The 22,614-nt window shown below is 39.8% G+C and carries 27 protein-coding genes; 12 read left to right on the top strand and 15 right to left on the bottom strand.

Annotated elements, in window-relative coordinates; genetic code table 11:
- Positions 1–18: 18 nt before the first annotated feature.
- Both LU635_RS15230 and LU635_RS15225 read left to right on the top strand, forming a co-directional pair.
- Entirely contained in the window at positions 19–393 is a 375-nt protein-coding gene (locus LU635_RS15230) for a four helix bundle protein (protein WP_240100364.1), read from the top strand.
- A gap of 49 nt (positions 394–442) precedes the next feature.
- Positions 443–1,219: an O-methyltransferase gene (locus LU635_RS15225; RefSeq protein ID WP_240100363.1), complete on the top strand. Its 777-nt coding sequence runs from the start codon at positions 443–445 to the stop codon at positions 1,217–1,219.
- On the opposite strand, the gene LU635_RS15220 is transcribed toward LU635_RS15225, so the two are convergent.
- On the bottom strand, positions 1,206–2,489 hold the full coding sequence (locus LU635_RS15220) for an ArnT family glycosyltransferase (RefSeq protein ID WP_240100362.1): 1,284 nt from the start codon (positions 2,487–2,489) through the stop codon (positions 1,206–1,208). The two genes, LU635_RS15225 and LU635_RS15220, sit on opposite strands and share 14 nt — an antisense overlap.
- Positions 2,490–2,491: 2 nt before the next feature.
- Positions 2,492–3,211: a glycosyltransferase family 2 protein gene (locus tag LU635_RS15215; RefSeq protein ID WP_240100361.1), complete on the bottom strand. Its 720-nt coding sequence runs from the start codon at positions 3,209–3,211 to the stop codon at positions 2,492–2,494.
- A 100-nt stretch (positions 3,212–3,311) separates the two neighbouring features.
- Here LU635_RS15215 and LU635_RS15210 point away from each other — a divergent pair, with 100 nt between their 5' ends.
- From LU635_RS15210 to secA, 5 genes are all read left to right on the top strand, one after another.
- Complete coding sequence (locus LU635_RS15210) at positions 3,312–4,013, top strand: ABC transporter ATP-binding protein (RefSeq protein WP_240100360.1); 702 nt, start codon at positions 3,312–3,314, stop codon at positions 4,011–4,013.
- Positions 4,014–4,243: 230 nt separating this feature from the next.
- Complete coding sequence (locus tag LU635_RS15205; protein WP_240100359.1) at positions 4,244–4,423, top strand: hypothetical protein; 180 nt, start codon at positions 4,244–4,246, stop codon at positions 4,421–4,423.
- Between the two features lie 216 nt (positions 4,424–4,639).
- The gene (locus LU635_RS15200; protein WP_240100358.1) at positions 4,640–5,212 is read left to right on the top strand and encodes a cob(I)yrinic acid a,c-diamide adenosyltransferase; all 573 of its coding nucleotides are present in this window, start codon (positions 4,640–4,642) and stop codon (positions 5,210–5,212) included.
- Positions 5,213–5,364: 152 nt separating this feature from the next.
- Positions 5,365–5,586, top strand: coding sequence for a DUF2795 domain-containing protein (locus LU635_RS15195; RefSeq protein WP_008272287.1), 222 nt, complete (start codon positions 5,365–5,367; stop codon positions 5,584–5,586).
- A gap of 231 nt (positions 5,587–5,817) precedes the next feature.
- Positions 5,818–9,174, top strand: coding sequence for a preprotein translocase subunit SecA (gene secA, locus LU635_RS15190; RefSeq protein WP_240100357.1), 3,357 nt, complete (start codon positions 5,818–5,820; stop codon positions 9,172–9,174).
- A gap of 410 nt (positions 9,175–9,584) precedes the next feature.
- Here secA and LU635_RS17280 read toward each other — a convergent pair whose 3' ends face one another.
- The 3 genes from LU635_RS17280 to LU635_RS15175 all read right to left on the bottom strand — a co-directional run bounded on the left by LU635_RS17280 (position 9,585) and on the right by LU635_RS15175 (position 10,733).
- The gene (locus tag LU635_RS17280; protein ID WP_341482141.1) at positions 9,585–9,674 is read right to left on the bottom strand and encodes a hypothetical protein; all 90 of its coding nucleotides are present in this window, start codon (positions 9,672–9,674) and stop codon (positions 9,585–9,587) included.
- Between the two features lie 101 nt (positions 9,675–9,775).
- On the bottom strand, positions 9,776–10,162 hold the full coding sequence (locus tag LU635_RS15180) for a hypothetical protein (protein ID WP_240100356.1): 387 nt from the start codon (positions 10,160–10,162) through the stop codon (positions 9,776–9,778).
- Positions 10,146–10,733, bottom strand: coding sequence for an RNA polymerase sigma factor (locus LU635_RS15175; protein WP_240100355.1), 588 nt, complete (start codon positions 10,731–10,733; stop codon positions 10,146–10,148). The genes LU635_RS15180 and LU635_RS15175 overlap by 17 nt, the downstream gene beginning before the upstream one ends.
- A 139-nt stretch (positions 10,734–10,872) precedes the next feature.
- Here LU635_RS15175 and LU635_RS15170 point away from each other — a divergent pair, with 139 nt between their 5' ends.
- The 3 genes from LU635_RS15170 (at position 10,873) to LU635_RS15160 (ending at position 12,197) form a co-directional block, all read left to right on the top strand.
- The gene (locus tag LU635_RS15170; RefSeq protein WP_240100354.1) at positions 10,873–11,223 is read left to right on the top strand and encodes a DUF6249 domain-containing protein; all 351 of its coding nucleotides are present in this window, start codon (positions 10,873–10,875) and stop codon (positions 11,221–11,223) included.
- Between the two features lie 230 nt (positions 11,224–11,453).
- Entirely contained in the window at positions 11,454–11,930 is a 477-nt protein-coding gene (locus tag LU635_RS15165; protein WP_240100353.1) for a DUF4199 domain-containing protein, read from the top strand.
- A 42-nt stretch (positions 11,931–11,972) separates the two neighbouring features.
- A complete protein-coding gene (locus tag LU635_RS15160) occupies positions 11,973–12,197 on the top strand; it encodes a GIY-YIG nuclease family protein (RefSeq protein WP_240100352.1) in 225 nt (74 codons plus the stop codon).
- 166 nt (positions 12,198–12,363) lie between these two features.
- Here LU635_RS15160 and LU635_RS15155 read toward each other — a convergent pair whose 3' ends face one another.
- From LU635_RS15155 to LU635_RS15140, 4 genes are read right to left on the bottom strand one after another with little or no spacing between them, the layout of a single operon-like run.
- Entirely contained in the window at positions 12,364–13,041 is a 678-nt protein-coding gene (locus LU635_RS15155; protein WP_240100351.1) for a peptidoglycan DD-metalloendopeptidase family protein, read from the bottom strand.
- Between the two features lie 42 nt (positions 13,042–13,083).
- On the bottom strand, positions 13,084–14,469 hold the full coding sequence (locus LU635_RS15150) for a hypothetical protein (protein ID WP_240100350.1): 1,386 nt from the start codon (positions 14,467–14,469) through the stop codon (positions 13,084–13,086).
- On the bottom strand, positions 14,450–15,061 hold the full coding sequence (locus LU635_RS15145; protein WP_240100349.1) for a hypothetical protein: 612 nt from the start codon (positions 15,059–15,061) through the stop codon (positions 14,450–14,452). The genes LU635_RS15150 and LU635_RS15145 overlap by 20 nt, the downstream gene beginning before the upstream one ends.
- On the bottom strand, positions 15,045–15,590 hold the full coding sequence (locus tag LU635_RS15140; protein ID WP_240100348.1) for an RNA polymerase sigma factor: 546 nt from the start codon (positions 15,588–15,590) through the stop codon (positions 15,045–15,047). The genes LU635_RS15145 and LU635_RS15140 overlap by 17 nt, the downstream gene beginning before the upstream one ends.
- A 170-nt stretch (positions 15,591–15,760) precedes the next feature.
- Here LU635_RS15140 and LU635_RS15135 point away from each other — a divergent pair, with 170 nt between their 5' ends.
- The gene (locus tag LU635_RS15135) at positions 15,761–16,351 is read left to right on the top strand and encodes a DUF2911 domain-containing protein (protein WP_240100347.1); all 591 of its coding nucleotides are present in this window, start codon (positions 15,761–15,763) and stop codon (positions 16,349–16,351) included.
- Positions 16,352–16,359: 8 nt separating this feature from the next.
- Here LU635_RS15135 and LU635_RS15130 read toward each other — a convergent pair whose 3' ends face one another.
- Positions 16,360–16,788, bottom strand: a complete 429-nt coding sequence (locus LU635_RS15130) for an organic hydroperoxide resistance protein (protein ID WP_240100346.1) — start codon at positions 16,786–16,788, stop codon at positions 16,360–16,362.
- Positions 16,789–16,887: 99 nt separating this feature from the next.
- Here LU635_RS15130 and meaB point away from each other — a divergent pair, with 99 nt between their 5' ends.
- Complete coding sequence (gene meaB, locus LU635_RS15125; RefSeq protein ID WP_240100345.1) at positions 16,888–17,964, top strand: methylmalonyl Co-A mutase-associated GTPase MeaB; 1,077 nt, start codon at positions 16,888–16,890, stop codon at positions 17,962–17,964.
- Here meaB and LU635_RS15120 read toward each other — a convergent pair.
- From LU635_RS15120 to LU635_RS15100, 5 genes are all read right to left on the bottom strand, one after another.
- Positions 17,950–18,528 (bottom strand): phosphatase PAP2 family protein, encoded by a 579-nt coding sequence (locus LU635_RS15120; protein ID WP_240100344.1) that lies wholly within the window; start codon positions 18,526–18,528, stop codon positions 17,950–17,952. The genes meaB and LU635_RS15120 overlap by 15 nt on opposite strands.
- The gene (locus LU635_RS15115) at positions 18,528–18,758 is read right to left on the bottom strand and encodes a hypothetical protein (RefSeq protein ID WP_240100343.1); all 231 of its coding nucleotides are present in this window, start codon (positions 18,756–18,758) and stop codon (positions 18,528–18,530) included. Before LU635_RS15115 ends, LU635_RS15120 begins: the two co-directional genes overlap by 1 nt.
- 10 nt (positions 18,759–18,768) lie before the next feature.
- Entirely contained in the window at positions 18,769–20,130 is a 1,362-nt protein-coding gene (locus LU635_RS15110) for an MATE family efflux transporter (protein WP_240100342.1), read from the bottom strand.
- A 75-nt stretch (positions 20,131–20,205) separates the two neighbouring features.
- Entirely contained in the window at positions 20,206–21,627 is a 1,422-nt protein-coding gene (locus LU635_RS15105; RefSeq protein ID WP_240100341.1) for a M20/M25/M40 family metallo-hydrolase, read from the bottom strand.
- A gap of 57 nt (positions 21,628–21,684) precedes the next feature.
- Entirely contained in the window at positions 21,685–22,569 is an 885-nt protein-coding gene (locus LU635_RS15100) for a PPK2 family polyphosphate kinase (protein ID WP_240100340.1), read from the bottom strand.
- Positions 22,570–22,614 lie beyond the last annotated feature (45 nt).

Here is a 22,614-nt window from a genome sequence, read left to right as displayed (position 1 = left end):
GAAGAAAAAAACTTAAATATGGAGGATGTAAAATTTAATTTTGAAGATCTAAAAGTTTACCAAAAAGCTTTAGATTTTGCCGACTTCGCTTATAACCTTGCAGATAACTTTCCTGTCAATGAAAAATATGCCCTCCGTTCCCAGTTTACCAGAGCAGCTGTTTCCATAGCTTTAAATACCGCGGAAGGATCTGGAGATTCTGATCCTCAATTTCATCGTTTTCTTCAAATTGCTGAAGGTTCTGTAAGAGAATGCGTAACCTGTGCAACTATCGCATTTCGAAGAAATTATATTTCCGATGAGGAGAATAAAATAGCCCGAACTTCACTATTAGAACTGCTTAAAATGATACGAAGCCTTCAGAATTATCTTAAGAATAAGAAAAACAACTAACTTCCCCCCTTTCCTCTTTTCACTATAATATATAGGCTACAATAAAGTTATGACCTCTCAATTATTTTCTTATCTAAAATTCATTATCAATTCTCAGAACCAACATGGCCTCCACTCACCATTTGTTTATGATCTTGTAACCAAATGTTTTTATGATAAGACCCCCTATCCGGAATATGAACTGATTAAAAATTACAGGAACGACCTTCTCGGGAATAAAAAGCAAATTGAAATTACCGATTTAGGGGCAGGAAGCCGGGTATTCAAATCTAATCGCAGACCAGTATTTTCGATAGCAAAAAATTCCGGCATCACTTTATATCGAGCGAAAATGCTATACAGGCTTGTGAAATATCTCAATATCAGGAATGCCCTGGAATTAGGCACTTCTCTGGGTATCGCGTCTGTTTCGATTGGAGCAAATAGAAAAACGCAGTTAAACACGATGGAAGGCTGCTCTGAAATTGCAAGAATTGCTGGCAATCAACTGGATAAATTTAAGCTGAAAAATATTCAGTTAATAAACATACAATTCGAAGAAGGGATCAAAGAGGTTTTACATGAACCGGCAGAACTTGATCTAATTTATTTCGACGGGAATCATCAGAAGGAAGCTACCCTCAAATATTTTCACCAGTTACTTCCTAAGGCACATAGCGATTCGGTCTTTATTTTTGATGATATCCACTGGTCACCGGGAATGGAAGAAGCCTGGGAAGAAATCAAAAAACATCCGAAGGTTAAGGTTAGCATTGATACTTATAAATGGGGTCTTGTATTCTTTCGAAAAGAACAGGTTAAGCAGGATTTTATTATCCGTGTTTGATTTGAACTGCTCTATACTTTTCTATCAGAAAATGCACGGCCAGAATGATAAACAGAATCTCCAGACTGCTTTGCGGCATACGGAAACGGAAACCTGAATAGGTAATGACAGTAATCATAGCTGTAGACAGAAACAGTCCCCAAACCATAGCTTTTGTTATTATTGAACCTCTGAACAATAAAAACAAAGCAGTTACCAGAGCTAAAACCTGATAGATCACCCTGCCTGTCTCCAAAATTCCGGGCCTTGGGGTCTCTGGGAAAGGATTGTAAGCACTCTTGAGTTTTTTTATAATTATTGGAAATATCAGTTCCGGGTTGGACTTTATAAAATTGAAAGTTGCATCCTTATACAATTCCATCATTCCGGTTTGTCCTGTATAGCCGGATCTTTTATAATCAAAATCTTTAAGGACCAGTGTCTCGTCTGCAAGATCACCTTTGGTATTTGTATGTAACTGCGGCACTTTTCCATTCCACCCCTTTGCCATTACTGCACCTGAAGAGGTCGTGATCAGAAGCTTATCTGTATCCAGTACCACATAGTTTCGTACTATCCAAACAGAAACCACAGCAATAGCTAGCCCACTTAAAATGAATGTTTTCCTGATACTAATCTTTTTATATAAAAAAAGAAAAAACCAGATCGAAAAAGGGAGAAAAATATAATAGGGATGGGAAAGTATTAGAACACCCCCAAGCAAAGCATTCAGCCAGAATAATTTTCCTGTTTTAAGGAATCTTGTCAGTGACCATATGAACAGGGTCATAAAGAAAAGAGTGATTGGCTCAGAGAGAAACACTCGCGAATAAAGCTGCCAGGCAGGATTCACTAAATATAAGAACACTCCTGCATAAATTATTATCCTCCGAATTCGAAAATACCCGAGTGTTTTATAAAAGAACCAACTCCCCAGTAAATGCAATATAATTTTAAAAGCAACCAGAAAACCTAAAGAATATCCTGATATAAGAAAACAAAAAGCGATGATAGCTGGCCAAACCGGCGGCCTCCAGGTAGAATGACTACTAAACTTATATGATTGATTACGATGACTTCCATTTTTAAAACCTTCAACCAATTCACTGTGAGACAGATTCAATTTTCCATATTTGCCAGTTTTAGCAAGAGTCAGACCTAAATAAATAAAATCTGAAGCATCACCTCCGAAATCATATTTTAAATTATTTGCAACATGAAAATTATAACCCAAGACAGATATTACCACAAAGCTTAAACTAAATATGATAAGGATTTTTATTCTTGACATTTCTATCTTGAAAAAGTATTGTATTTAAAAACACACCATAAAGCTCTCATCCCATCCTTCCAGTTGATCTTCTTTCCTTCAGCATAGGTCCGGCCGTAATAGGATATTCCTACTTCATAGATTCTTATTCCGGGGATCCGACTAATTTTTGCCGTTACTTCAGGTTCAAAACCAAAGCGCTTTTCCTTCAAATCCAGACTTTTTAAGATATCTGTCCTGAACATTTTATAACAGGTCTCCATGTCAGTAAGATTCAGATTTGTAAAGGCATTGCTAAGATTGGTAAGAAATTTATTTCCGATTGAATGCCAGTAGAATAAAATTCTATGTGCATACCCCCCCATGAATCTTGAACCATAGACTACATCTGCTTTGCCTTTGAGAATTGGTCTAAGTAAATTAATGTATTCCTGAGGATCATATTCGAGATCTGCATCCTGAATAACCGCAATATCCCCTGTACAAAGTTCTATGGCTTTATGTAATGCCGCTCCCTTGCCCTGATTAAATTCCTGCCTGAATGCCAGAATATCTAATTCAGGATGGTCCTTAACGAATTTCTCAATAAGAGAGCTGGTTGGATCTGTAGAACAATCATCAACGACCACTATCTCCTTTTCCAATTCAAGACCTAAGTCCAATTCTTTAAGAACATTCAGGATCTCAAGAATCGTAGCTTCTTCATTATAGGCCGGAATAAGAATTGAAAGTTTTTTGTTCAACAGGTTAGTTTTGTAGGTAAATCTAAGAATTCTTGTGAAAGATAATTTGTTTGTAACAAAAAAACTAAATTCACGTCATACAAGTGAAAATTCAGTCTGAATGAGTAAAGTAATCGAGATTCGGGATATAACCAGGGATTTCCCTCTGGGTCAGGAAGTCGTAAAAGTTTTAAAAGGAATTGATCTTGATATAGAGCGTGGAGAATATGTGGCTTTTATGGGACCTTCAGGTTCAGGTAAATCTACCCTTATGAACCTTTTGGGATGTCTTGACACACCCACTTCCGGAACTTATATCCTAAATGGTAAAGATGTAAGCAAGATGAGTGATGACGAACTTGCCGAGATCAGGAATAAAGAGATCGGTTTTGTATTTCAGACCTTTAACCTGCTTCCCCGAACCACTGCGCTGGATAATGTGGCTTTACCTATGGTCTATGCCGGAGCTTCCAAAAATGATAGGATTGAAAGAGCCAAGGAAGTACTTAGAAGTGTGGGTCTTGGAGACCGTATGGATCACAAGCCTAATCAGCTTTCAGGAGGTCAGAGACAGCGTGTGGCAGTTGGCCGTGCGCTGGTTAATAAACCTTCCATTATTCTGGCCGATGAACCAACAGGAAACCTGGATTCCAAAACCTCCTTAGAGATCATGAACCTTTTTGATGAGATACATGCAGCAGGAAATACCGTGATCCTTGTAACCCATGAAGAGGATATTGCTAAGCATGCACATCGTATTATTCGCTTAATGGATGGAACAGTAGCGAGTGACGAAAAGAAATCAGTTGGCAGTTTTCAGTAGCAGTAGGGAGTACCTTTTGTGAGTTGTAACAAGTTAAGAATCATTTCATTTTTCAGTATCCCCTTCAATAATGAATTTTAAATGGATTTTTTTCTATTCCTCCGAATGGAATTGAAGGTCAACTCAACCTACTGTTAGAAACCTGTAATTGTCATCCTGAGCATGTCGAAGGATGAACTTTGAACTTCTAAAAATCTTTTCTATATTGTCCCTACTATAAGTCATTTACAATGATCGATTTAGACCAGGAAACCTGGATTTATCTTGCCGTTATCGCCGTTTTTCTCGCTTATTTCCTGTGGAACTCCCGCCGGGCTAAAAAACTGAGAAAGGACAGGAAAAACCGAAACTTCAGAAGAAGATACTTCGAAAGAAAACAGGAAAATGAGGCAAAATCCAAGCTTCAGTAATTTGACACCTCCCGGATCTGGAGGGAATGCCACTGGAAAATGAGATTGCTCGTTTAGCTTACAATCACCTCTTCGATTAACCAGGATCAAAGGTCCTTAAAAATAATAAGCAACTCACTTTCCGTAACTCTAAACTATAGTCAAAATCCACCAATCCAATACTCCATTATTCTCAAACCTATTCTAAACTTCGTATTTTAGCGCAAAAGCTGAAACATGAAAATTTACACCAAGACCGGTGACAAGGGAACTACCTCCCTGTTCGGAGGGACCCGGGTTCCAAAACACCATATAAGAATAGAAAGTTACGGTACCGTAGATGAGCTTAACTCATATATAGGCCTTCTTCGTGACCAGGACACAGATAAAAAAACTAAAGATCTTCTAATTGAGATCCAGGACCGATTGTTTACCATTGGATCCATCCTTGCCACCGATCCGGAAAAAGCTACCCTTAAAAGCGGAAAAGAAAGGTTAAATATCCCCAGGATCTCCCAGGATGATATTCAAAAACTGGAAAAAGCCATAGACAGGATGAACGATGAGCTGCCTGAAATGACACATTTCGTACTTCCAGGAGGCCACCAAAGCGTGTCATTCTGTCACATAGCTCGCTGTGTGTGCCGTCGTGCTGAGAGGCTTTCGAGCGCATTGTATGACATTGAGGCTTTTGACGATGAAGTTCTTATCTACTTAAACCGCCTTTCAGACTACCTGTTTGTACTGGCACGGATGTTGTCTAAACAATTACAGGCTGAAGAAATTCAGTGGATTCCAAAAAAAAACTGAATCCCATTTAATTTTGAATTATCCTTTGTGATTCTTGCAAAGAATTAAAAAAATTATTACGTTCTTATTATTATTGATTAAATAATAGATTTTTTTCTTGGCTATTACGGCAAAAAAATTATTTTTGCCAAAATTTAAAACCCGATTAATCAATGTATTGGACTTTAGAATTAGCATCCTATTTAAGTGATGCCCCCTGGCCGGCCACCAAAGACGAGTTAATAGACTATGCAATTAGAACCGGAGCTCCGCTTGAGGTTGTGGAAAATCTGCAGGCCATTGAAGACGAGGGAGACTCTTATGATTCTATTGAGGAGATCTGGCCTGATTATCCAACCGATGAAGATTACCTCTGGAATGAGGATGAATATTAAATTGACAACACACAAAAAATAGAAAAAAGTCTCATTCATGAGGCTTTTTTTTTGCTTAAATTTGAACCCCTTAAATAAAATGATTCTAAGCTTTAATAGTGATAAGTATATGAGATGTCACATCGAGGGGAGTCGAGATGTATTAAACCTTTCGGCTATCCTTAAAGAGACAATCAAAACTAATGGCTTATCTCCGTTAAAGACTATGATCAAATAAACAAAAAAACCAGCATGAGTTTTTTAGATTCTGTATTAAAAGCTTTCGTAGGCGACAAGTCAAAGAAAGATGTAAAAGAAATACAACCTATTGTAAATAAGATAAAGGCACTTGAGTCGGAAATGGAGGCCCTGAGCCTCGATGAACTTCGCGAGAAAACTTCCGAGTTCAAAGCCAAAATCACCGAAGCCACCAAAGAAGTAAAAGAACAAATAGAAAGTTTAAATAAAGAGGCTGAGGAATCTGATGATATTACCCGAAAGGAAGATATATATGCTGAAGTGGATGCCTTAAAGGATAAGTCTTATGAAATCTCTGAAGGCATTCTCAATGAAATTCTGCCGGAAGCCTTTGCCGTTGTGAAAGAAACCGCAAAACGTTTTGTTCATAATACCGAATTGAAAGTAAAAGCCTCGGAATTTGATCGTGAGCTTTCAGCTGAAAAAGATTATATAAGCCTTGAAGGCGATCATGCAATATGGAGCAATTCCTGGGATGCTGCCGGTAAACCGGTCACCTGGGATATGATCCATTATGATGTTCAGCTTATTGGTGGTGTGGCTATGCACCAGGGTAAGATCGCAGAGATGCAGACCGGTGAAGGTAAGACCCTTGTGGCTACCCTTCCCATGTATCTTAATGCTCTTACAGGACGTGGTGTTCACCTTGTAACTGTGAACGATTACCTCGCCAAACGTGATAGCGCGTGGATGGCTCCAATTTTTGAGTTCCACGGACTAAGTGTTGATTGTATAGATTATCACCGTCCTAATTCCGCTGCGCGTAGAAAGGCTTATAATGCCGATATTACCTACGGAACCAACAACGAATTCGGTTTTGATTACCTGAGGGATAATATGTCCCATGCTCCCGATGATCTTGTACAAAGACCTCATAATTATGCGATCGTGGATGAGGTGGATTCAGTACTGATCGATGACGCACGTACCCCGCTTATTATTTCCGGACCTGTCCCTAAGGGTGATACCCACGAATTTATGGAACTTAAACCCGCAATTAACAATATTGTGGAAGTTCAGCGTAAATACCTTGTGAAAGTCCTTGCCGACGCTAAAAGACTCATCAAGGAAGGTGATACCAAAGAAGGAGGATTCCAGTTACTGCGGGTTTACCGTGGTTTGCCGAAGAATAAGGCACTTATTAAGTTCTTGAGTGAGGAAGGAGTTAAACAACTGCTTCAGAAGACCGAGAACCATTACATGCAGGACAACAACCGTGAAATGCCGAAGGTTGATGCTGAACTGTATTTTACCATTGATGAAAAAACCAATCAGATAGACCTTACCGATAAGGGTATTGAATATCTTTCTGGTAAGGATGATCCTAATTTCTTTGTAATGCCCGAGATCGGGATGGAGATCGCCAAGATCGAAAAAGAAGGTCTTCCCAAGGAAGAGGAAGCTGAAAAGAAAGAGGAATTATATCGCGATTACAGTGTTAAGAGCGAAAGGATACATACACTTCGCCAGTTATTGAAGGCCTATACCCTATTTGAAAAAGACACGGAGTATGTGGTGATAGATAATAAAGTTAAGATCGTTGATGAACAGACCGGACGTATAATGGAAGGCCGTCGTTACAGTGACGGGCTGCACCAGGCGATCGAAGCCAAGGAAAATGTGAAGATCGAGGATGCGACCCAAACCTTCGCTACGGTAACACTGCAGAACTACTTCAGAATGTACCGCAAACTGTCTGGTATGACAGGTACAGCAGTGACCGAAGCCGGGGAGTTCTGGGAGATCTATGAACTTGATGTGGTAGAAATTCCTACCAATAGACCAATCGCCAGAAACGATAAAGAGGATTTAGTCTATAAAACTAAAAGAGAAAAATATAACGCGGTTATTGATCATGTAACCGACCTTTCCAGGGCAGGAAGACCCGTGCTAATTGGTACAACTTCAGTTGAGATCTCAGAATTACTGAGCCGTATGCTGAAACTTAGAAATGTACCTCACAATGTTCTGAACGCGAAACTCCACAAGAAAGAGGCCGATATCGTTGCCGAAGCAGGTAAATCAGGAATTGTGACCATCGCCACCAACATGGCAGGTCGTGGTACCGATATTAAACTGAGTAAGGAAGTGAAGGAAGCAGGCGGACTTGCAATTGTAGGTACCGAACGTCACGATTCCAGACGTGTAGACCGTCAGTTAAGAGGTCGTGCCGGACGTCAGGGAGATCCGGGAAGTTCTCAATTCTATGTTTCTCTGGAAGATAATCTTATGCGTTTATTCGGTTCGGAAAGAATTGCGAAACTGATGGACCGAATGGGACTTGAAGAAGGCGAAGTTATCCAGCATTCTATGATCTCCAAGTCTATTGAAAGAGCTCAGAAGAAAGTTGAGGAGAACAACTTTGGGGTACGTAAGAGACTGCTTGAGTATGATGATGTGATGAATGCCCAGAGAGAGGTAATTTATAAACGTCGTTATCATGCACTTTTTGGAGAAAGACTGCGGGTGGATCTGGCAAATATGATCTTTGATATCGCCGAATCGGTTACCGAAACTAATAAAGCAGCTGAAGATTTCAAGAACTTTGAGTTTGAATTGATCAGGAACTTCTCAATGGGTTCCCCGGTAACTGAAGAAGAATTCAAAAAGATCAATTCCCAGAAGCTTGCCGGAGAGGTTTACAAGGCAGCTTACAAACATTACGATGAGAAAATGGCTCATAATGCTGAGAGAGCCTACCCTGTGATCAAACAGGTTCATGAAGATGAAAGAAATAAATTTGAAAGAATTTCAGTTCCATTTACCGATGGAAATAAGACCCTTCAGGTTGTAACCAATCTTGAAAAGGCTTATGAAACTGAAGGTAAACAGCTTATCAAGGATTTTGAGAAGAATATCACTCTGGCAATTATTGATGATGCCTGGAAGACTCACCTTCGTAAGATGGATGAACTAAAACAAAGTGTTCAGCTTGCGGTTCATGAGCAGAAGGATCCTCTTCTTATCTATAAATTCGAGGCCTTTGAACTGTTTAAAGTGATGCTAGAGAATGTGAACCGGGATGTTATCTCCTTCCTTTTCAAAGGAGAGATCCCATCTGCAGGAGCTCCAAGTATTCATGAAGCCCGTCAAACGAGACAAAAGGAAAAAGTAGAAACAAAAAAAGAGGATATTCCTAATCTTGATGAGAGAGCCGCGCAAAGCAGGGCTGCAGGAAATACTCAAAGACAGCCTGAGGTCACCGAAACCATAGTTCGTGACAGACCAAAGATTGGAAGGAACGATAAAGTGACCATCAAGAATGTGATGAGTGGTGAAAACAAGACCATGAAATATAAGCAGGCTATTCCGCTTCTCGATAAAGGAGACTGGGTGCTTGTTGACGAATAAACCTTAAAAGTTAGATACAATCAAAAATCCTGAAGTTTTCACTTCAGGATTTTTAATTCAATCGCATTGCACTTCGACAAGCTCAGTGCAACAAATACTTCAACTTAATGCCATCCTGAGCCTGTCGAAGGATGAGCCTGTCGAAGGATGAGCCTGTCGAAGGATGAGCCTGTCGAAGGGTCAGCATGCCGAATTATAAACCTGATATAATAAATTTGGCGGACTGAGCTTGTCGAAGGCCGGGAAATTTACTTATTCAGACTTACCGAACTGCGTATAATTCTTAGATAAAATCACTAATCTCTTCCAATCCTTTAAAATCAGTGCTTCTTTCTTTCTTCTACTCCAGCCTTTAATTTTCTTTTCCCAGTCTAAAGCTATATTAGGATTAGTAAACTCTTCAAACCACTTCAATCCAAAGGTCTTCTTCTATAAGTATAAGCTTCAGGAAATTTCCCTAAATTATGTTCTTCAATTCTTTCTTTTAGATTTGATGTCATTCCTACATAGTATGAGTCATCATTGCATTGAAGTATATAAACGAAATATAATTTCATGATTCCATTCAATAAAATGCACTTCGACAGGCTCAGTGCGACAATTAAAGTCCATACTGCCTGTCCACAAACCTCTTAAGAAAAGGGATTTCCAGGAAGAACAGGGCTATAAAGGCGATCGCGTATTGCATAGTTCTGGAAAGATCTATTCTAGGCATATCCATATATCTGGGAACTTTAAAGTCAAAAGACCAGCTTAAGGAAATATCAGCATACATTACATATAGTCCGGCAACCGAACATATGAGACATGTTACGACTACATACCACATGAATTTCGGGATAAGCGGCTGGTAAGGCTTAACTGTCGCATTCCTGTTTTCCACTACCATCATGATCCTGCTTTTGAAATCTGCTGAAGGGCTTTCCGTACCTGCTTCATTCAGCAACTTTTTCATCAGCTTATCTTCCCTGTTAAATTGCTTTTCCATTTCTCTTTGATATTTCTGGTTTGATATAGCCTTCAAGTAAAGAAAATAGTTTTTTCCGGCTACGATACAATTTAATTTTAATATTCTCTTCTGTCAAATTTGTGACCTCTGCGATCTCTTTTACCGATTGCTCCTCAAAATAATATAAACTTATAATAGCGGCCTCTTCTTCCGGCAACATACTAATACAGTCGTTGATCACCCTGCTCCTTTCTTCCGAAAGCAAATACTCCAGTCCGTTTTCAATATGGTCCAGACTATCATCTGTAACCTCTTCAATGATCTCATAAGTTTGCTGGCGTTTATTCTTTTTTATCCTGTCCAGGGCTTTATGATACACTATACGGTATAACCAGGTCGAAAATTTAGCTTCCCCCCGAAAACTGGATAAAGACTCAAAGGCCTTTATAAAACTGTCCTGAGCAACTTCTTCAGCCTCTTCGGATACTTTAAGCATTCTAATGGCAATGGTAAACACAAAATTTTGATAACGATCTACCAGCTCACCAAATACGGCGGCATCCCCAGTGAGGATCTTATCAATCAATTCTTGGTCAGTGTTCTTGCTCATTATTACATAAGACGATGGGATTAGCTCATCGGTTACAAAAGATTTTCAAAATAAATTTACATTTTTTTGTAACCGGATATGAGATCCCGGCGTCCTAATAGCAAACGAACAATTATTTTCACATTAAAAACAAGAAATCATGGGATCAGAAGTAATTATTATGCCAATCATTTTCGGGGTTATTTTCGGAATGTATTATTTGTACATCTCTGCCAGGAACCGCGAACGTCTTGCTCTTATTGAAAAGGGAGCCGATGCAAGCATATTCTACAGCAAAAGGAAACATGTAACTCCGGTATGGAAAGTTATCGTAATAAACCTGGCTTTGCTTTTAGTAGGTATAGGAGTGGGGATTTTCATTGCCAACCTATTAAGCAACAATATGGGAGTAGATGAAGATGTGGCTTATCCCGGAACTATTTTCCTTCTAGCCGGACTTGGTCTATTTGCCGGCTATTTTGCCACCAGAAAACTAAACGAGGACGCATAGATCCTTTTAGAAATTTCATCACAGGCCTGTCTTAAAAGCTGGAATTCGTCATCCTGTTCCGAGAACTATCGGAATTATTTAAGGATCTCTCATAATTGAAATTAGAATCAATGAAAAGCTGAAACAAGTTCAGCTTGACGTAATTAAGTTTTTAAACAGGCTTTTTTTATACTTCCAGATCAGATCGAGAATTTTACTAATTTTAACATTGAAACCAATCAAACATTTCAATGAAAAAATTCTCTATCGAAATCAAATGGGGTATTATCTTCAGCATTGTGGCACTACTCTGGATGTTCCTCGAAAAAGGCCTGGGATGGCATGACGAGAACATCTCTAAACATGCTATCTATACTAATCTTTTTGCAATTGTAGCTATCGTGCTGTATGTCTTCGCACTTCTGGATAAAAGAAAGAATTTCTATGAAGGCAAAATGACCTGGACACAGGGATTTATTTCCGGGATCATCATTAGTGTGGTGGTAGCCATTTTCTCACCTTTAGCTCAGTATATAACCCATGAATTCATAACGCCCGATTATTTCCCAAATGTGATAGACTATTCAGTTGAAAGTGGTGCAATGACCCGGGAAGCGGCCGAAGGTTATTTTAACCTTCAGTCCTATATACTCCAGTCTTTCTTTTTCTCTCTGGTGGTGGGAGTAGTAACTTCTGCGATAGTTGCTCTTTTTGTGAGAAAAAAATAAAAATTTGTAAAGTCATTTCGACTGAAGGGAGAAATCTACCTTATGAAAGAATATTTTGCCTACATAACCACGAATATTCAAAAGACCATGCTTTATATTGGCATCACGAATAATCTTTCACGTAGAGTAGACCAGCATTTTCAGGAAAGTATGAATGCTAAAAAGTCTTTTGCCGGGAAGTACAATTGCTACCATCTTGTTTTCTATGAAAAATTCGAAATTTCCTCAGAAGTAATTTTAAGAGAAAAACCCATTAAAAATGGCTAAGAGAGAAAAAAGTAAAATTGATTGAGGAATTTAATCCGAATTGGCAGTTTATAGAAATTGATAATTTATGAAAAGAATTCTCAATTCAGATTTCTCAGTCCCTTCGTTCCTTCGAAATGACTTTGAACTAAATCAACGTGGTTTCAATTTTAGTTTCAGAGAAAAATCAAATTTTCAAAAGCAAATTAGGATCCGGACAGTTTTTTAAATAATTGTCCAGGTCCTCTTTTTTTATGACCCCGGGGAAATCCCCCGTATTTCCCTTAAGATCTTCTATCACCTGGAAATGTAAATGTGGTGCATAATCGCCGTTTTCATCGAAATCGCCCAGTTCAGCTATCTTTTCACCTGCCTTAACAGTTTGGCCCACACTGAGATCAGACAATGACTTTCTGCTTAAATGCCCGTATAAAGTAAAAAACTTACGACCCTCATTTGAATGTTCCAGGATAAGGGTAGGACCATAATCCCCAAAGTTATCATTATCCTTAAAGCTGTGTATTTTGCCTTCTAGCGGACTTATAATTTCAGAAAAGGCCGGCACCCAGATATCCAGACCTATATGAATATTTCGATTAGCCTGGATATTATTGAAGAGTTCACTTCGGTTATACAAAGTTCTGAGCTCATTATAACCGCCATAAGCAGCTTTAGCATTCTTATTCTTTAAGAACTCAGAAATAAAAACAGAAAATGCTTCCGAAGAAGCAACCTCAAGCCTTAACAATTCCGGATTATTTTCCGAAAGATCTATGTAAGCATAGTCCTCCTGTTTATAATCTCCACCTATTACCGGAGTAAAACCAGAGGTGATATCATTCACAAATTTAGAAAAATTCTGCATCTCATTCAGCTTCTTAAGGAAGCCAAATGTAATCGCTAGGATTTAATTTATCAATACATCGCTGAAATTTGCCTTAATTGAGATACTTCCACTACCATCCCTTGACTTGTTATAACCATTCAGGATCTCATTATCATAAGACCTGGTAGACTTAAGCTTCATATTATCAGGATATTTGATAGAACTTTGCATGCCGTTGAATGTAAAGTTGAAGGCCGTTTCAGGAACATTCAGTTTAAGATCACTATTCTCCAGGGTGATATTAAGAGTTTCAAAACCGGCACCAAGATTATCTATATCAAGCTTGCCAAAAGAACCGCTAAGCACTCCTGTTTTTTGAAGCTCCTTGATCCTGATGTCGCTGGAATTGGAATTCAGTTTTATACTTACCGCTTTATCTATACTACAATTCTTCACGAACTCAGTAGAAAGTATTCCGTAATCCCAGTATCCTATCTTTACCGGTGAATAAGCCACTTTTACATTGGTATCCTTTCCCGAAAGACGGTTTGCTGAAAGCCGACTGTGAGACAGATCGGCCTTCAGGTTTTTTATAGTGCTTCCCAGCTTAAGTTCCCCGTGGCGAACGTTAAGGTGAAGTTTAGCATCTTTAGGCACCTTTAGTTTAATGGTCTTTTTGGAATTGATGGTTTTTCCACCTTCATAAATGAACACTTTGTTACCATTCCCCATACTGGCCTCGACCTGTTTACCAAACTGTTCACCCCAGGCTTCCATTTTCTTTCCAAATTCTTCGCCCCAGGCTTCCATATCCTTTTCAAAATCCTTAGCCCAGACTTCCATTTTGGCCTCATATTCCTTTTCGTACTTTTCGGAATTCTTTTCCATTTCTTCAGCCCATTTTTCCATTTTAGCCTCGAATTCCTTTCCGAATTTCTTCTCAAAATTGGCTTCCCATTTCTCCAGATACTTATCGCCATCCTTTTTGTATGCGTCATAATCGAATTTCATTTCTCTCATATTTTCTGCAAATTCCGGAGGAAGTGGGTTTTCCGCAATATTTGATAAAATAGGACCTACCAGATTATTCATTAAGGGTTCCATGATTTCAGGCAATTGAGATAATGAACCCTCTAAACGGGCCATGTCAATATCGACATTCATATTCATTCCCCCACCCGATTTTATCCTTACCATTCCAGGACTTGAAGAAGTTTCAAGTTTCCAGGCATCCAGAAGCTTTTGTGTCTCCTCTTTATTCTCCGAACCACCTTCCAGATAAGCTTCGATCTCAACCTCGTTCTTATCCCAGTTCTCTATGATGATATTGGTGTGCCGGGAATCGACCTCCACATTCACATCTGCCGATGTCCTGTAATTTTTGCTCAGTTTTTTGGTCTGGGCAAAACTTCCTGCCGTGATGAACAGCAAGCAAAGCATTATATATTTAAGCCTGATAGTTTTCATATCTGTTGTCTTTTGATTGTTTAATTTCGTTTAATTTGATTTTCAACTTTTTAAGAAGATCCAGTCTTAGCTGTAAGTTCGCGATCATAGCTTCAACTGTTTCCTCATTGAGACCGGTTTCCTGGATTTCGGAATTCAGCGCTATATATTCTTCATCCAGGGTTTCCAGTTTATTCATAAATGCATCTATAAGTTCTTTATTCTCTGGAGTCATATCCAGCTTGGCAAGTTGAATATTTACACTCGCCATATAGTAATCTTCTATCTTTTTGAATTCAGGAGAAACATCACTAAGTCTATACTCGGTAGTTTTTGTTTCCTCAGAAGCTTCTTCTTTAACCGGAGTTTCCACGATCTGATTATTCTCCTGAACCGGCATCTCGTTATTATTGAAGTAGAAGAAAGCTCCCACTCCAAGGGCCACTACAAAAACAGCTGCGATCTGAAGGACCTGATAATAACTGGTTTTCTTTTTCTGAACCGGAAACGCCTCATCCAGCCTGGCCTCAAATCTTCTTTGATGCCCTTTACTTAGTTTTTCCTTTTCTATATGCTCCTGATTGCGGAACATTTCTCTAATATCCTGTCCCATTGCTCATTGTTTTAAGTTCATCCTGTAATTTTTTCTTCCCTCTGTGTACCAGGGTACGCGAGGCCATCTGGGTTATTCCGAGTATTTCGCTGATCTCCTCGTGATCGTAGCCTTCTATGAGGTATAACATCAGCGGATATTTATATTTTTCTGGTAAATTCTCAATTTCTCTTTTTACCTCTTCCACTCCAATTCCATCTTCCACCTGCCAGTTATCTTCTTCCTCTACGGTGCCCAGTACCTGTTCATTAATAGCTACCAGTTCGAGTTTTTTTGCTTTTAGCTTATCCAAACATTTATTGATAACGATTCTTTTTAACCAGGCCCCGAAGGTCACCTCTCCGTTAAACTGATGTATTTTGGTAAAAGCCTTAATAAAAGCTTCCTGCATGGCATCTTCGGCTTCCATCGTATCCTGCATAAATCGCAATGCCACATAATACATCCCGTCACAATATTTGTTGTACAGCTTTAGCTGGGCCCGCCGGCTATTCTGTTTACAAGCTTCTATTAGCTCATGCTGTATCAATTCTATTTGTTTTTGATGGGTTAGTTCACTTTAAAGACGAGACGAAATGTCCCGCGTTGCAAAAATTCCGAAAAAAAATTCAAATTCATTCAATATTCATACTTTTAGTATTGGAAAAGAGAAGATTACGGCTGAAATTTTGTAAGGTCTTGCTCTCTAAAGGTAATGCTATGAACAAAAGTTTGAAATCGGGTTTAAAGTTAGTTGGAGCAATTCTGGTACTTGGAATTGTGCTGGTACTTATCATCAGATTTACCACCAAGGCCCATAGCCCTGAAGATACTGTCACCTATCATAAAGACGATCTTAAACTGGAAGTCTACTACAACCGTCCTTATAAAAAGAAACGTACGATATTTGGAGAGCTGGTCCCTTATAATGAGGTATGGCGCACCGGTGCCAATGAGGCTACAACTTTTGACACCAATAAGGACGTTCTGGTGGATGGAAGTCTGCTAAAGGCCGGGAAATATACATTATGGACAATACCGATGGAAGACACCTGGAAGATTATTTTTAATGATAAGATGTACCCCTGGGGTATTAATCTGGATGAAAAGGCATACCGAAACCCTAAGTTTGATGCCCTTGTACTTGAAAGACCCGTTAAAGAACTTCCCACCACCCTGGAGCAGTTTACCATACTTTTTGAGGAGTCGGGTGATTTTGCATATATGGTCTTAGCCTGGGATAGAACCAGCGTAAGCGTTCCTATAAAAAAAGCAGAGGCACCTGCCGGCACCTCTGCTATAAGTAATTGAGCTATTTTTTAATCTTCTTCCAAAAGTAAATTAAGAGTAACATCTATATTATCTCTTGTAGCCCTGGAATAAGGACATATCTCGTGAGCCTCATTTACAAGTTGTTCTCCGGTTTCAACATCCACTCCGGGAATATAGGCATCCAGGATGACTGAAAGCTGAAGCTCATCATCCTCTGTCTTTCCCAGTTTTACGGTAGCCGTGACGCTGTATTCACCCAGGTCGGCATTATGATCTTTTGCAGCAGCCTCAAGCGCCGCACCGAAACAGGCCGAATACGCTGCTCCGAACAATTGTTCCGGATTGGTGTTTTTTCCGCCTTCACCTCCCATGCTCTTTGGGACTGTTTGCTTAATATCAAGAATTCCATCATCGCTGGTAGTGCGACCATCTCTTCCGCCTTTCGTAGTAATGGCAGTTTTATACAGGTTTTTCATTGCGTGAAATAATTTAAGTATTTTAGTTGAACTCAATATACACAATTAAAAATACCCGAAAACTTAATTCATAAATTTGTCATAAACATTCCGTTCAATTTGGATAAAGAAAATCAAAAATCGGCTTTAAGTGAGTCTGAAAGCAATCCCTCTTCAAAAAGTGTAAGTGCTGAGTCTGCCAAAAAAATAAGGAGTTTCAGAAAGAATAAATTCTCTGAAAAAGATCTTCTGAAGGATCTGATTAAGGGAAACAAAACTGCCTTAGGAAGAGGAATCACACTTATAGAAAGCAATCAGAAAACTCATCAGAAACAAGCTGAATATCTTATTGAGGGTGCATTGCCATATGCCCATAAATCGATTAGAATTGGAATTACCGGAGTACCTGGAGTTGGCAAAAGTACCTTTATTGAAAGTTTTGGCTCGTACCTGATTCAGCAGGGAAAAAGAGTGGCAGTTCTGGCGGTAGATCCAAGCAGCTCGGTTTCCCATGGCAGTATTCTGGGTGATAAGACCAGAATGGAAAACCTGGTAAAGGAAAAAAATGCCTTTATAAGGCCTTCCCCAAGTGGAGAGTCATTAGGCGGGGTTGCGAGAAAGACCCGGGAAAGTATCATTCTATGTGAAGCCGCCGGATTTGACGTGATCCTTATAGAAACGGTTGGAGTTGGCCAGAGTGAGACCACCGTACACAGTATGACCGATTTCTTCCTGCTTCTAAAACTGGCAGGTGCCGGAGATGAACTACAGGGAATAAAACGCGGGATAGTGGAAATGGCAGATGCCATCGTGATCAATAAAGCTGACGGTGATAATCAAAAACCCGCCAGGGAAGCTAAACTGGAATTCAATCGTGCCCTTCAGCTCTATCCTCCAAAGGAAAGTGAATGGAAACCCGAAGTGAAATTATGCAGTGCTTTATATAATGAAGGTGTTTCAGATATCTGGAAGATGATTTCAGAATTCAGGAAAAAGGTGGATAAGAATGGTTACTTTCAGCATAACCGGCAGGAACAGAATAAATTCTGGCTATTTCAAACCGTAAATGATTATCTGAAAAGCAGGTTCTATGAAGATCCCAAAATAAAAGCTGCCTTAAAGGAACAGCTGCAGCTTATAGAAGATAATAAGACCACAGCCTTTGCCGCTGCCAGATACCTTTTAAGCCTCGCCTGATCCTTTCAGGATCCTGGCTGCCAGATACTGTCTTAATTTGAAGAAACCGAAACCGAATATACCTCCGATCATCATTCCCGTAATGATGTCCCCAGGATAATGTACTCCAAGGTAAATCCTGCTATAAGAAACCACTGCAGCCCAAAACAGCAGGAATACGAAAATTTTTGGGTAATGCTTCTGGAATAACAGGCTTAAAAATACAGCCACACCCATGGAATTGGCTGCATGAGCTGAAAAATATCCGAATCGACCACATCTTACGGCGATAAAACGGGCGTATTCCATGACCCCTTCCTGCCGGCATGGGCGGGGTCTTTCAAAACCATGCTTGAAAAGATTAGCCAGCTGATCGGTTGCCGTGATAAGCAGAGCTACTACCACAAGTGTTAGAAGCGTGGGCTTCAGCCCAAATTTCTTGAAAATAAGGTAAAGTAAAATGGCATAAAGAGGGATTGCCATCCATTTATCACTAATGGCGATCCATAACCAATCCCACTGCTCTGAGCCCAGGTTATTCAGAAATAAGAAAAGTTCTCTGTCTAATTCCGCCAGTTTTTCCATTAGTCCTGCTCGTATCGGGAAACTTCACGATCATAGAACTCATTTGCCTGAGTGATCAGGCTCTCGGCTTCATCTGCGAGTTCTTTTTCATCTTCCTTATCAAAATCCTCAAGCCATTCCACCTCATCATTCTTCAGATCAATGATAAATCTTGGATATTCTGTATGTATCACGAAAATAGAATCGGGAAAATCGGTATTATCACCCAGTATAAATCTTGGAAGCTCCATATATTATATTTTAAACTTGTAATCTCTCTTTTAGATGAATAAGCTTTTTGCTTAAGTAATTAAAACGGAAATATAGTAATAATGCCGAGGATGTCAATCCGGCAAGTAAACCGAACCAGATTCCCATACTTCCCATTCTTTCAGGCTGACCAAAATAGAAACTTACTGGAAAACCAATAACCCAGTAAGCTATAAAACAAATAAGCGTTGGAAGTTTAACATCCTGCAGTCCTCTCAAAGCCCCGAGGATCACCACCTGCATTCCATCGCTTAATTGAAAAACGGCCGCTACGATAAGTAGTTGTGCTGCAAGATTCACCACCTCTATATTATCAATATAAAAAGCTGGCAGAATATTGTTGAGTATTATAAAAAGAATTGCAAAAATGCCCATTATAAAAAATACAAGCAAAAAGATAGAAAAGCTGATTCTTCGAAGTTCCCTGTACGCCTTTAAGCCAACCTGATTTCCAACCCTGATGGTTGCGGTAACACCAAGGCCTACGGCAATCATGAAAGTCATGGAGGAAAGGTTAAGCGCGATCTGGTTCGCTGCCTGGGGATTTGTTCCAAGGTTTCCAGCCAGAAAGACCGTTGCGGTAAAAATAGCAACTTCAAAGAACATTTGTAGTGCAGTGGGAAAACCTAATTCCAACAACCTTTTGAAAATACCCCATTTCAACATTTCCTTTTTAGACCATTTAAAATATTCAACGAACTTGGATTTTCGCCTCAATATTTCCCAAACGAACCAGAGCATAAAAAATCTTGAAATAAGGGTTCCTATTGCCGCTCCTTCCAGTTCCAATCGAGGGAAGATCCAAATACCGTAGATGAGCAAATAATTGAACACCACATTTACCACGTTCGCCAGTAAAGTAGCATACATGGCGTATCGGGTTTGTGAGAGCCCGTCAGCAAATTGTTTAAAAGCCTGAAAAGCCATAAGAGGCAGCATGGAAAATGCCACAATATTAAGATAAGGTATGGCCAGTTCCACAACTTCAGGTGGCTGGTCCAGATAATAAAGAGCAGGTTTAGCGATGAGAAGGATAATGAACAGGAAAAGTCCGTTCAGCGTGCTCAGAATAAGGCCATGATGAAAAAAACTCCTGCCGGTTTCAAGATCCTCTGCTCCATCTGCTTCAGCTATCAGCGGAGTAATGGCGAAGGAAAATCCAATACCAAGGGACATTGCAATAAAAACGAGTGCATTCCCAAGGGAAACCGCTGCCAGTGGAGCAGCACCAAGCCGGCCAATCATCAGGTTATCCACCAGTCCCACCATCACATGCCCTAACTGGCCAAGCATAACGGGATAGGCTATATTAAGATTTTTACTGAATTCTTTGGTATAGGCGGATAGCTGCAAAACTAAAATTTAGGTTTGCAAAGGTATATGCTTTCCTTTTCTTTTAAAGTATAAACTCAAATTCTTTAGGAGGAACTAATCAGGCATTTCAACGGTCTCATTACTGATATTATCCAGACCATATTTATCGACCAGGTACATCAATGAAGTCATTGTGGCTGCCCCAAGTTCCAGCTCCCGTTTATTCACATGTTCAAAAGTATCGTTTGAAGCGTGGTGATAATCAAAATATCGCTGGGAATCGGGTCTCAAACCGGCCAGCACAATGTCTCCTCCTTTAAGAGGGCCAATATCAGCACCTCCACCACCTCTTCCAAAATAATGAATAAGATAAGGTTCGAATAGTTTTTTCCAGTCCAGGATCTTACTGTACTGTGCATCGCTGGCAGTAATACTAAAGCCTCTTGGTGTAAATCCACCGGAATCACTTTCTAAAGCAAAAACGTGATCTTCGTTCTTAGACTTGGCTACATCGGCATATTTATTACCTCCGCGAAGTCCGTTCTCCTCATTCATAAAAAGTACAACCCTGATTGTTCTTTTAGGCTTGTAACCAATCTCTTTAAACAGACGGAGTACTTCCATGGACTGGACCACTCCGGCTCCGTCATCATGCGCTCCATCTCCCAGGTCCCAGGAATCCAGATGACCGCCAACAACCATAATTTCTTCAGGATATTCTGAACCTGTAATTTCACCTATTACATTATAGGATTCCACATCTTCATGTTGCTCGCAATTGAGCTTAAAATAAAGCTCCAGGTCTTTCTTGATCTTTAAGATACTGCTTAAATATTCGGCATCATTGGTAGAAATAGCCGCTGCAGGAATACGTTTTTCAACAGGAGTATCCCCGTAACTCATGGATCCAGTATGGGGAAAATCATCAAGCCTGAGATTCATGGATCTAACGATCACTCCAACTGCACCATATTTGGCCGCTTCCTCGGCTCCTGAATAACGCTGATCTACACATCCGCCGTAGGCCTCAAAAGTATGTATAAGGTCTGCACGCATGGGGCGATTATAAAAAACGATCTTTCCCTCTATATTCTCACGGCCATATTCAGCCAGTTGTTCCAGCCCCTGAACCTCTATCACCTGAGCTTTGGTACCGCCCGAAGGTGTAGCTATGGAACCTCCCAAAGCAGTGATATTAACATTCCTCGTAACTCCTGGACCTGTTTGCACATAGGCAAACTCCCTTTCTCCCCGTGTCCATTTTGGGACCATTACGGGCTGAAGCCACACTTTATCTAATCCAAGCTCCTCAAGTTCAGATTTGGTATATTCTACTGCCTGCTGGGCATTATAAGAACCCGATAGCCTTCCGCCGATCTCATTAGACAAATGATCCAGCCATTGATAACTCTTACCGTTGAGCAGAGACATATCGTAGATCTTACGAATAGTAAGGGAATCGTTTATATACTGGTTCTGCCCGGATACTGAAATACCGGTAAATAATAAAACAATGGCTATATGGAATGACTTCATTTTATACAATTTTGGCTGCTAAATAACAGTAAAATTTTCACTTATGCGAACTACTTTTTAATTCTTTTCCTGTTTTAGCTGTTCACGATATTCGTCAAGATTTTTACGAATTTCAGGAGCTAATTCAGGCTCCTGTACCTCTTTATATCTGGTTAGTACTTCATAAAGGATCTTTGCAACCAAATACCGGGCCACAGGTTTTTCATCAGATGGAATAACGTACCAGGGAGCATTTTCAGTCGAAGTTCTGTTTATAGCATCTTCATAACATCTTTGATATTCTTGCCACAACTCCCGTTCTTTAAGATCTCCTGGAGAGAACTTCCAGTTCTTATTGGGTTTATCCAGTCTTCTCAGGATTCTTTGCCTTTGTTCTTCCTTGGAAATATTCAAAAAGAATTTAAAAATGATGGTTCCGTTCCGGACGAGATGTTCTTCAAAGTTCCTGATCTGCTCAAAACGCCGTTCCCAGAAATCCTCACCTAAATCTGAAACATTCTCTATACCAGGCAGGTTTTCGTTCAAGATGTATTCAGGATGCACCCTGGTCACCAGGACATTTTCATAATGCGTCCTGTTAAACACTCCAAACTTTCCACGTTCTGGCAGGGCCAGATAATGTCTCCAAAGAAAATCATGTTTTAATTCTTTATGAGTAGGCACTTTAAAGCTATGCACGACCACTCCCCTGGTATTAAAATCCTTAAATACCTCCCTAATAAGACTGTCCTTACCTGCAGTATCCATTCCCTGCAAACAAATAAGAACGGAGTATTTTCCGTAAGCATATAGTGTATCCTGCCATTCCCCCAGGTCTTCCCGTGTATCTTCAAGCAGGTCTTTAAGTTCATCTTCATTCAAGCCAAGATCCGTAGTAGTTTTTAGATCTGAGAGTAGTATGCGGGATCTCACCTTAAATTCCTGCAGGTCTTTATGCTTCATATTTTTAAGCTTTGCCTTTAAATATACGATCTTTAAGAGATTTTA

This window comes from Christiangramia crocea (assembly GCF_022410465.1).
GTDB classification, from domain to species: Bacteria; Bacteroidota; Bacteroidia; order Flavobacteriales; family Flavobacteriaceae; genus Christiangramia; species Christiangramia crocea.
The sequence above is the reverse complement of the archived record's forward strand: the minus strand, read 5'-3'. Positions and strand labels throughout refer to the sequence as shown.

Excerpts from the sequence above, each read along its gene's own strand:
- LU635_RS15230 (WP_240100364.1), top strand. The coding sequence starts at position 19 with ATGGAGGATGTAAAATTTAATTTTGAAGATCTAAAAGTTTACCAAAAA.
- LU635_RS15225 (WP_240100363.1), top strand. The coding sequence starts at position 443 with ATGACCTCTCAATTATTTTCTTATCTAAAATTCATTATCAATTCTCAG.
- LU635_RS15220 (WP_240100362.1), bottom strand. The coding sequence starts at position 2,489 with ATGTCAAGAATAAAAATCCTTATCATATTTAGTTTAAGCTTTGTGGTA.
- LU635_RS15210 (WP_240100360.1), top strand. The coding sequence starts at position 3,312 with ATGAGTAAAGTAATCGAGATTCGGGATATAACCAGGGATTTCCCTCTG.
- LU635_RS15205 (WP_240100359.1), top strand. The coding sequence starts at position 4,244 with ATGATCGATTTAGACCAGGAAACCTGGATTTATCTTGCCGTTATCGCC.
- LU635_RS15200 (WP_240100358.1), top strand. The coding sequence starts at position 4,640 with ATGAAAATTTACACCAAGACCGGTGACAAGGGAACTACCTCCCTGTTC.
- LU635_RS15195 (WP_008272287.1), top strand. The coding sequence starts at position 5,365 with ATGTATTGGACTTTAGAATTAGCATCCTATTTAAGTGATGCCCCCTGG.
- secA (WP_240100357.1), top strand. The coding sequence starts at position 5,818 with ATGAGTTTTTTAGATTCTGTATTAAAAGCTTTCGTAGGCGACAAGTCA.
- LU635_RS17280 (WP_341482141.1), bottom strand. The coding sequence starts at position 9,674 with ATGACATCAAATCTAAAAGAAAGAATTGAAGAACATAATTTAGGGAAA.
- LU635_RS15180 (WP_240100356.1), bottom strand. The coding sequence starts at position 10,162 with ATGGAAAAGCAATTTAACAGGGAAGATAAGCTGATGAAAAAGTTGCTG.
- LU635_RS15175 (WP_240100355.1), bottom strand. The coding sequence starts at position 10,733 with ATGAGCAAGAACACTGACCAAGAATTGATTGATAAGATCCTCACTGGG.
- LU635_RS15170 (WP_240100354.1), top strand. The coding sequence starts at position 10,873 with ATGGGATCAGAAGTAATTATTATGCCAATCATTTTCGGGGTTATTTTC.
- LU635_RS15165 (WP_240100353.1), top strand. The coding sequence starts at position 11,454 with ATGAAAAAATTCTCTATCGAAATCAAATGGGGTATTATCTTCAGCATT.
- LU635_RS15160 (WP_240100352.1), top strand. The coding sequence starts at position 11,973 with ATGAAAGAATATTTTGCCTACATAACCACGAATATTCAAAAGACCATG.
- LU635_RS15155 (WP_240100351.1), bottom strand. The coding sequence starts at position 13,041 with ATGCAGAATTTTTCTAAATTTGTGAATGATATCACCTCTGGTTTTACT.
- LU635_RS15150 (WP_240100350.1), bottom strand. The coding sequence starts at position 14,469 with ATGAAAACTATCAGGCTTAAATATATAATGCTTTGCTTGCTGTTCATC.
- LU635_RS15145 (WP_240100349.1), bottom strand. The coding sequence starts at position 15,061 with ATGGGACAGGATATTAGAGAAATGTTCCGCAATCAGGAGCATATAGAA.
- LU635_RS15135 (WP_240100347.1), top strand. The coding sequence starts at position 15,761 with ATGAACAAAAGTTTGAAATCGGGTTTAAAGTTAGTTGGAGCAATTCTG.
- LU635_RS15130 (WP_240100346.1), bottom strand. The coding sequence starts at position 16,788 with ATGAAAAACCTGTATAAAACTGCCATTACTACGAAAGGCGGAAGAGAT.
- LU635_RS15120 (WP_240100344.1), bottom strand. The coding sequence starts at position 18,528 with ATGGAAAAACTGGCGGAATTAGACAGAGAACTTTTCTTATTTCTGAAT.
- LU635_RS15115 (WP_240100343.1), bottom strand. The coding sequence starts at position 18,758 with ATGGAGCTTCCAAGATTTATACTGGGTGATAATACCGATTTTCCCGAT.
- LU635_RS15105 (WP_240100341.1), bottom strand. The coding sequence starts at position 21,627 with ATGAAGTCATTCCATATAGCCATTGTTTTATTATTTACCGGTATTTCA.
- LU635_RS15100 (WP_240100340.1), bottom strand. The coding sequence starts at position 22,569 with ATGAAGCATAAAGACCTGCAGGAATTTAAGGTGAGATCCCGCATACTA.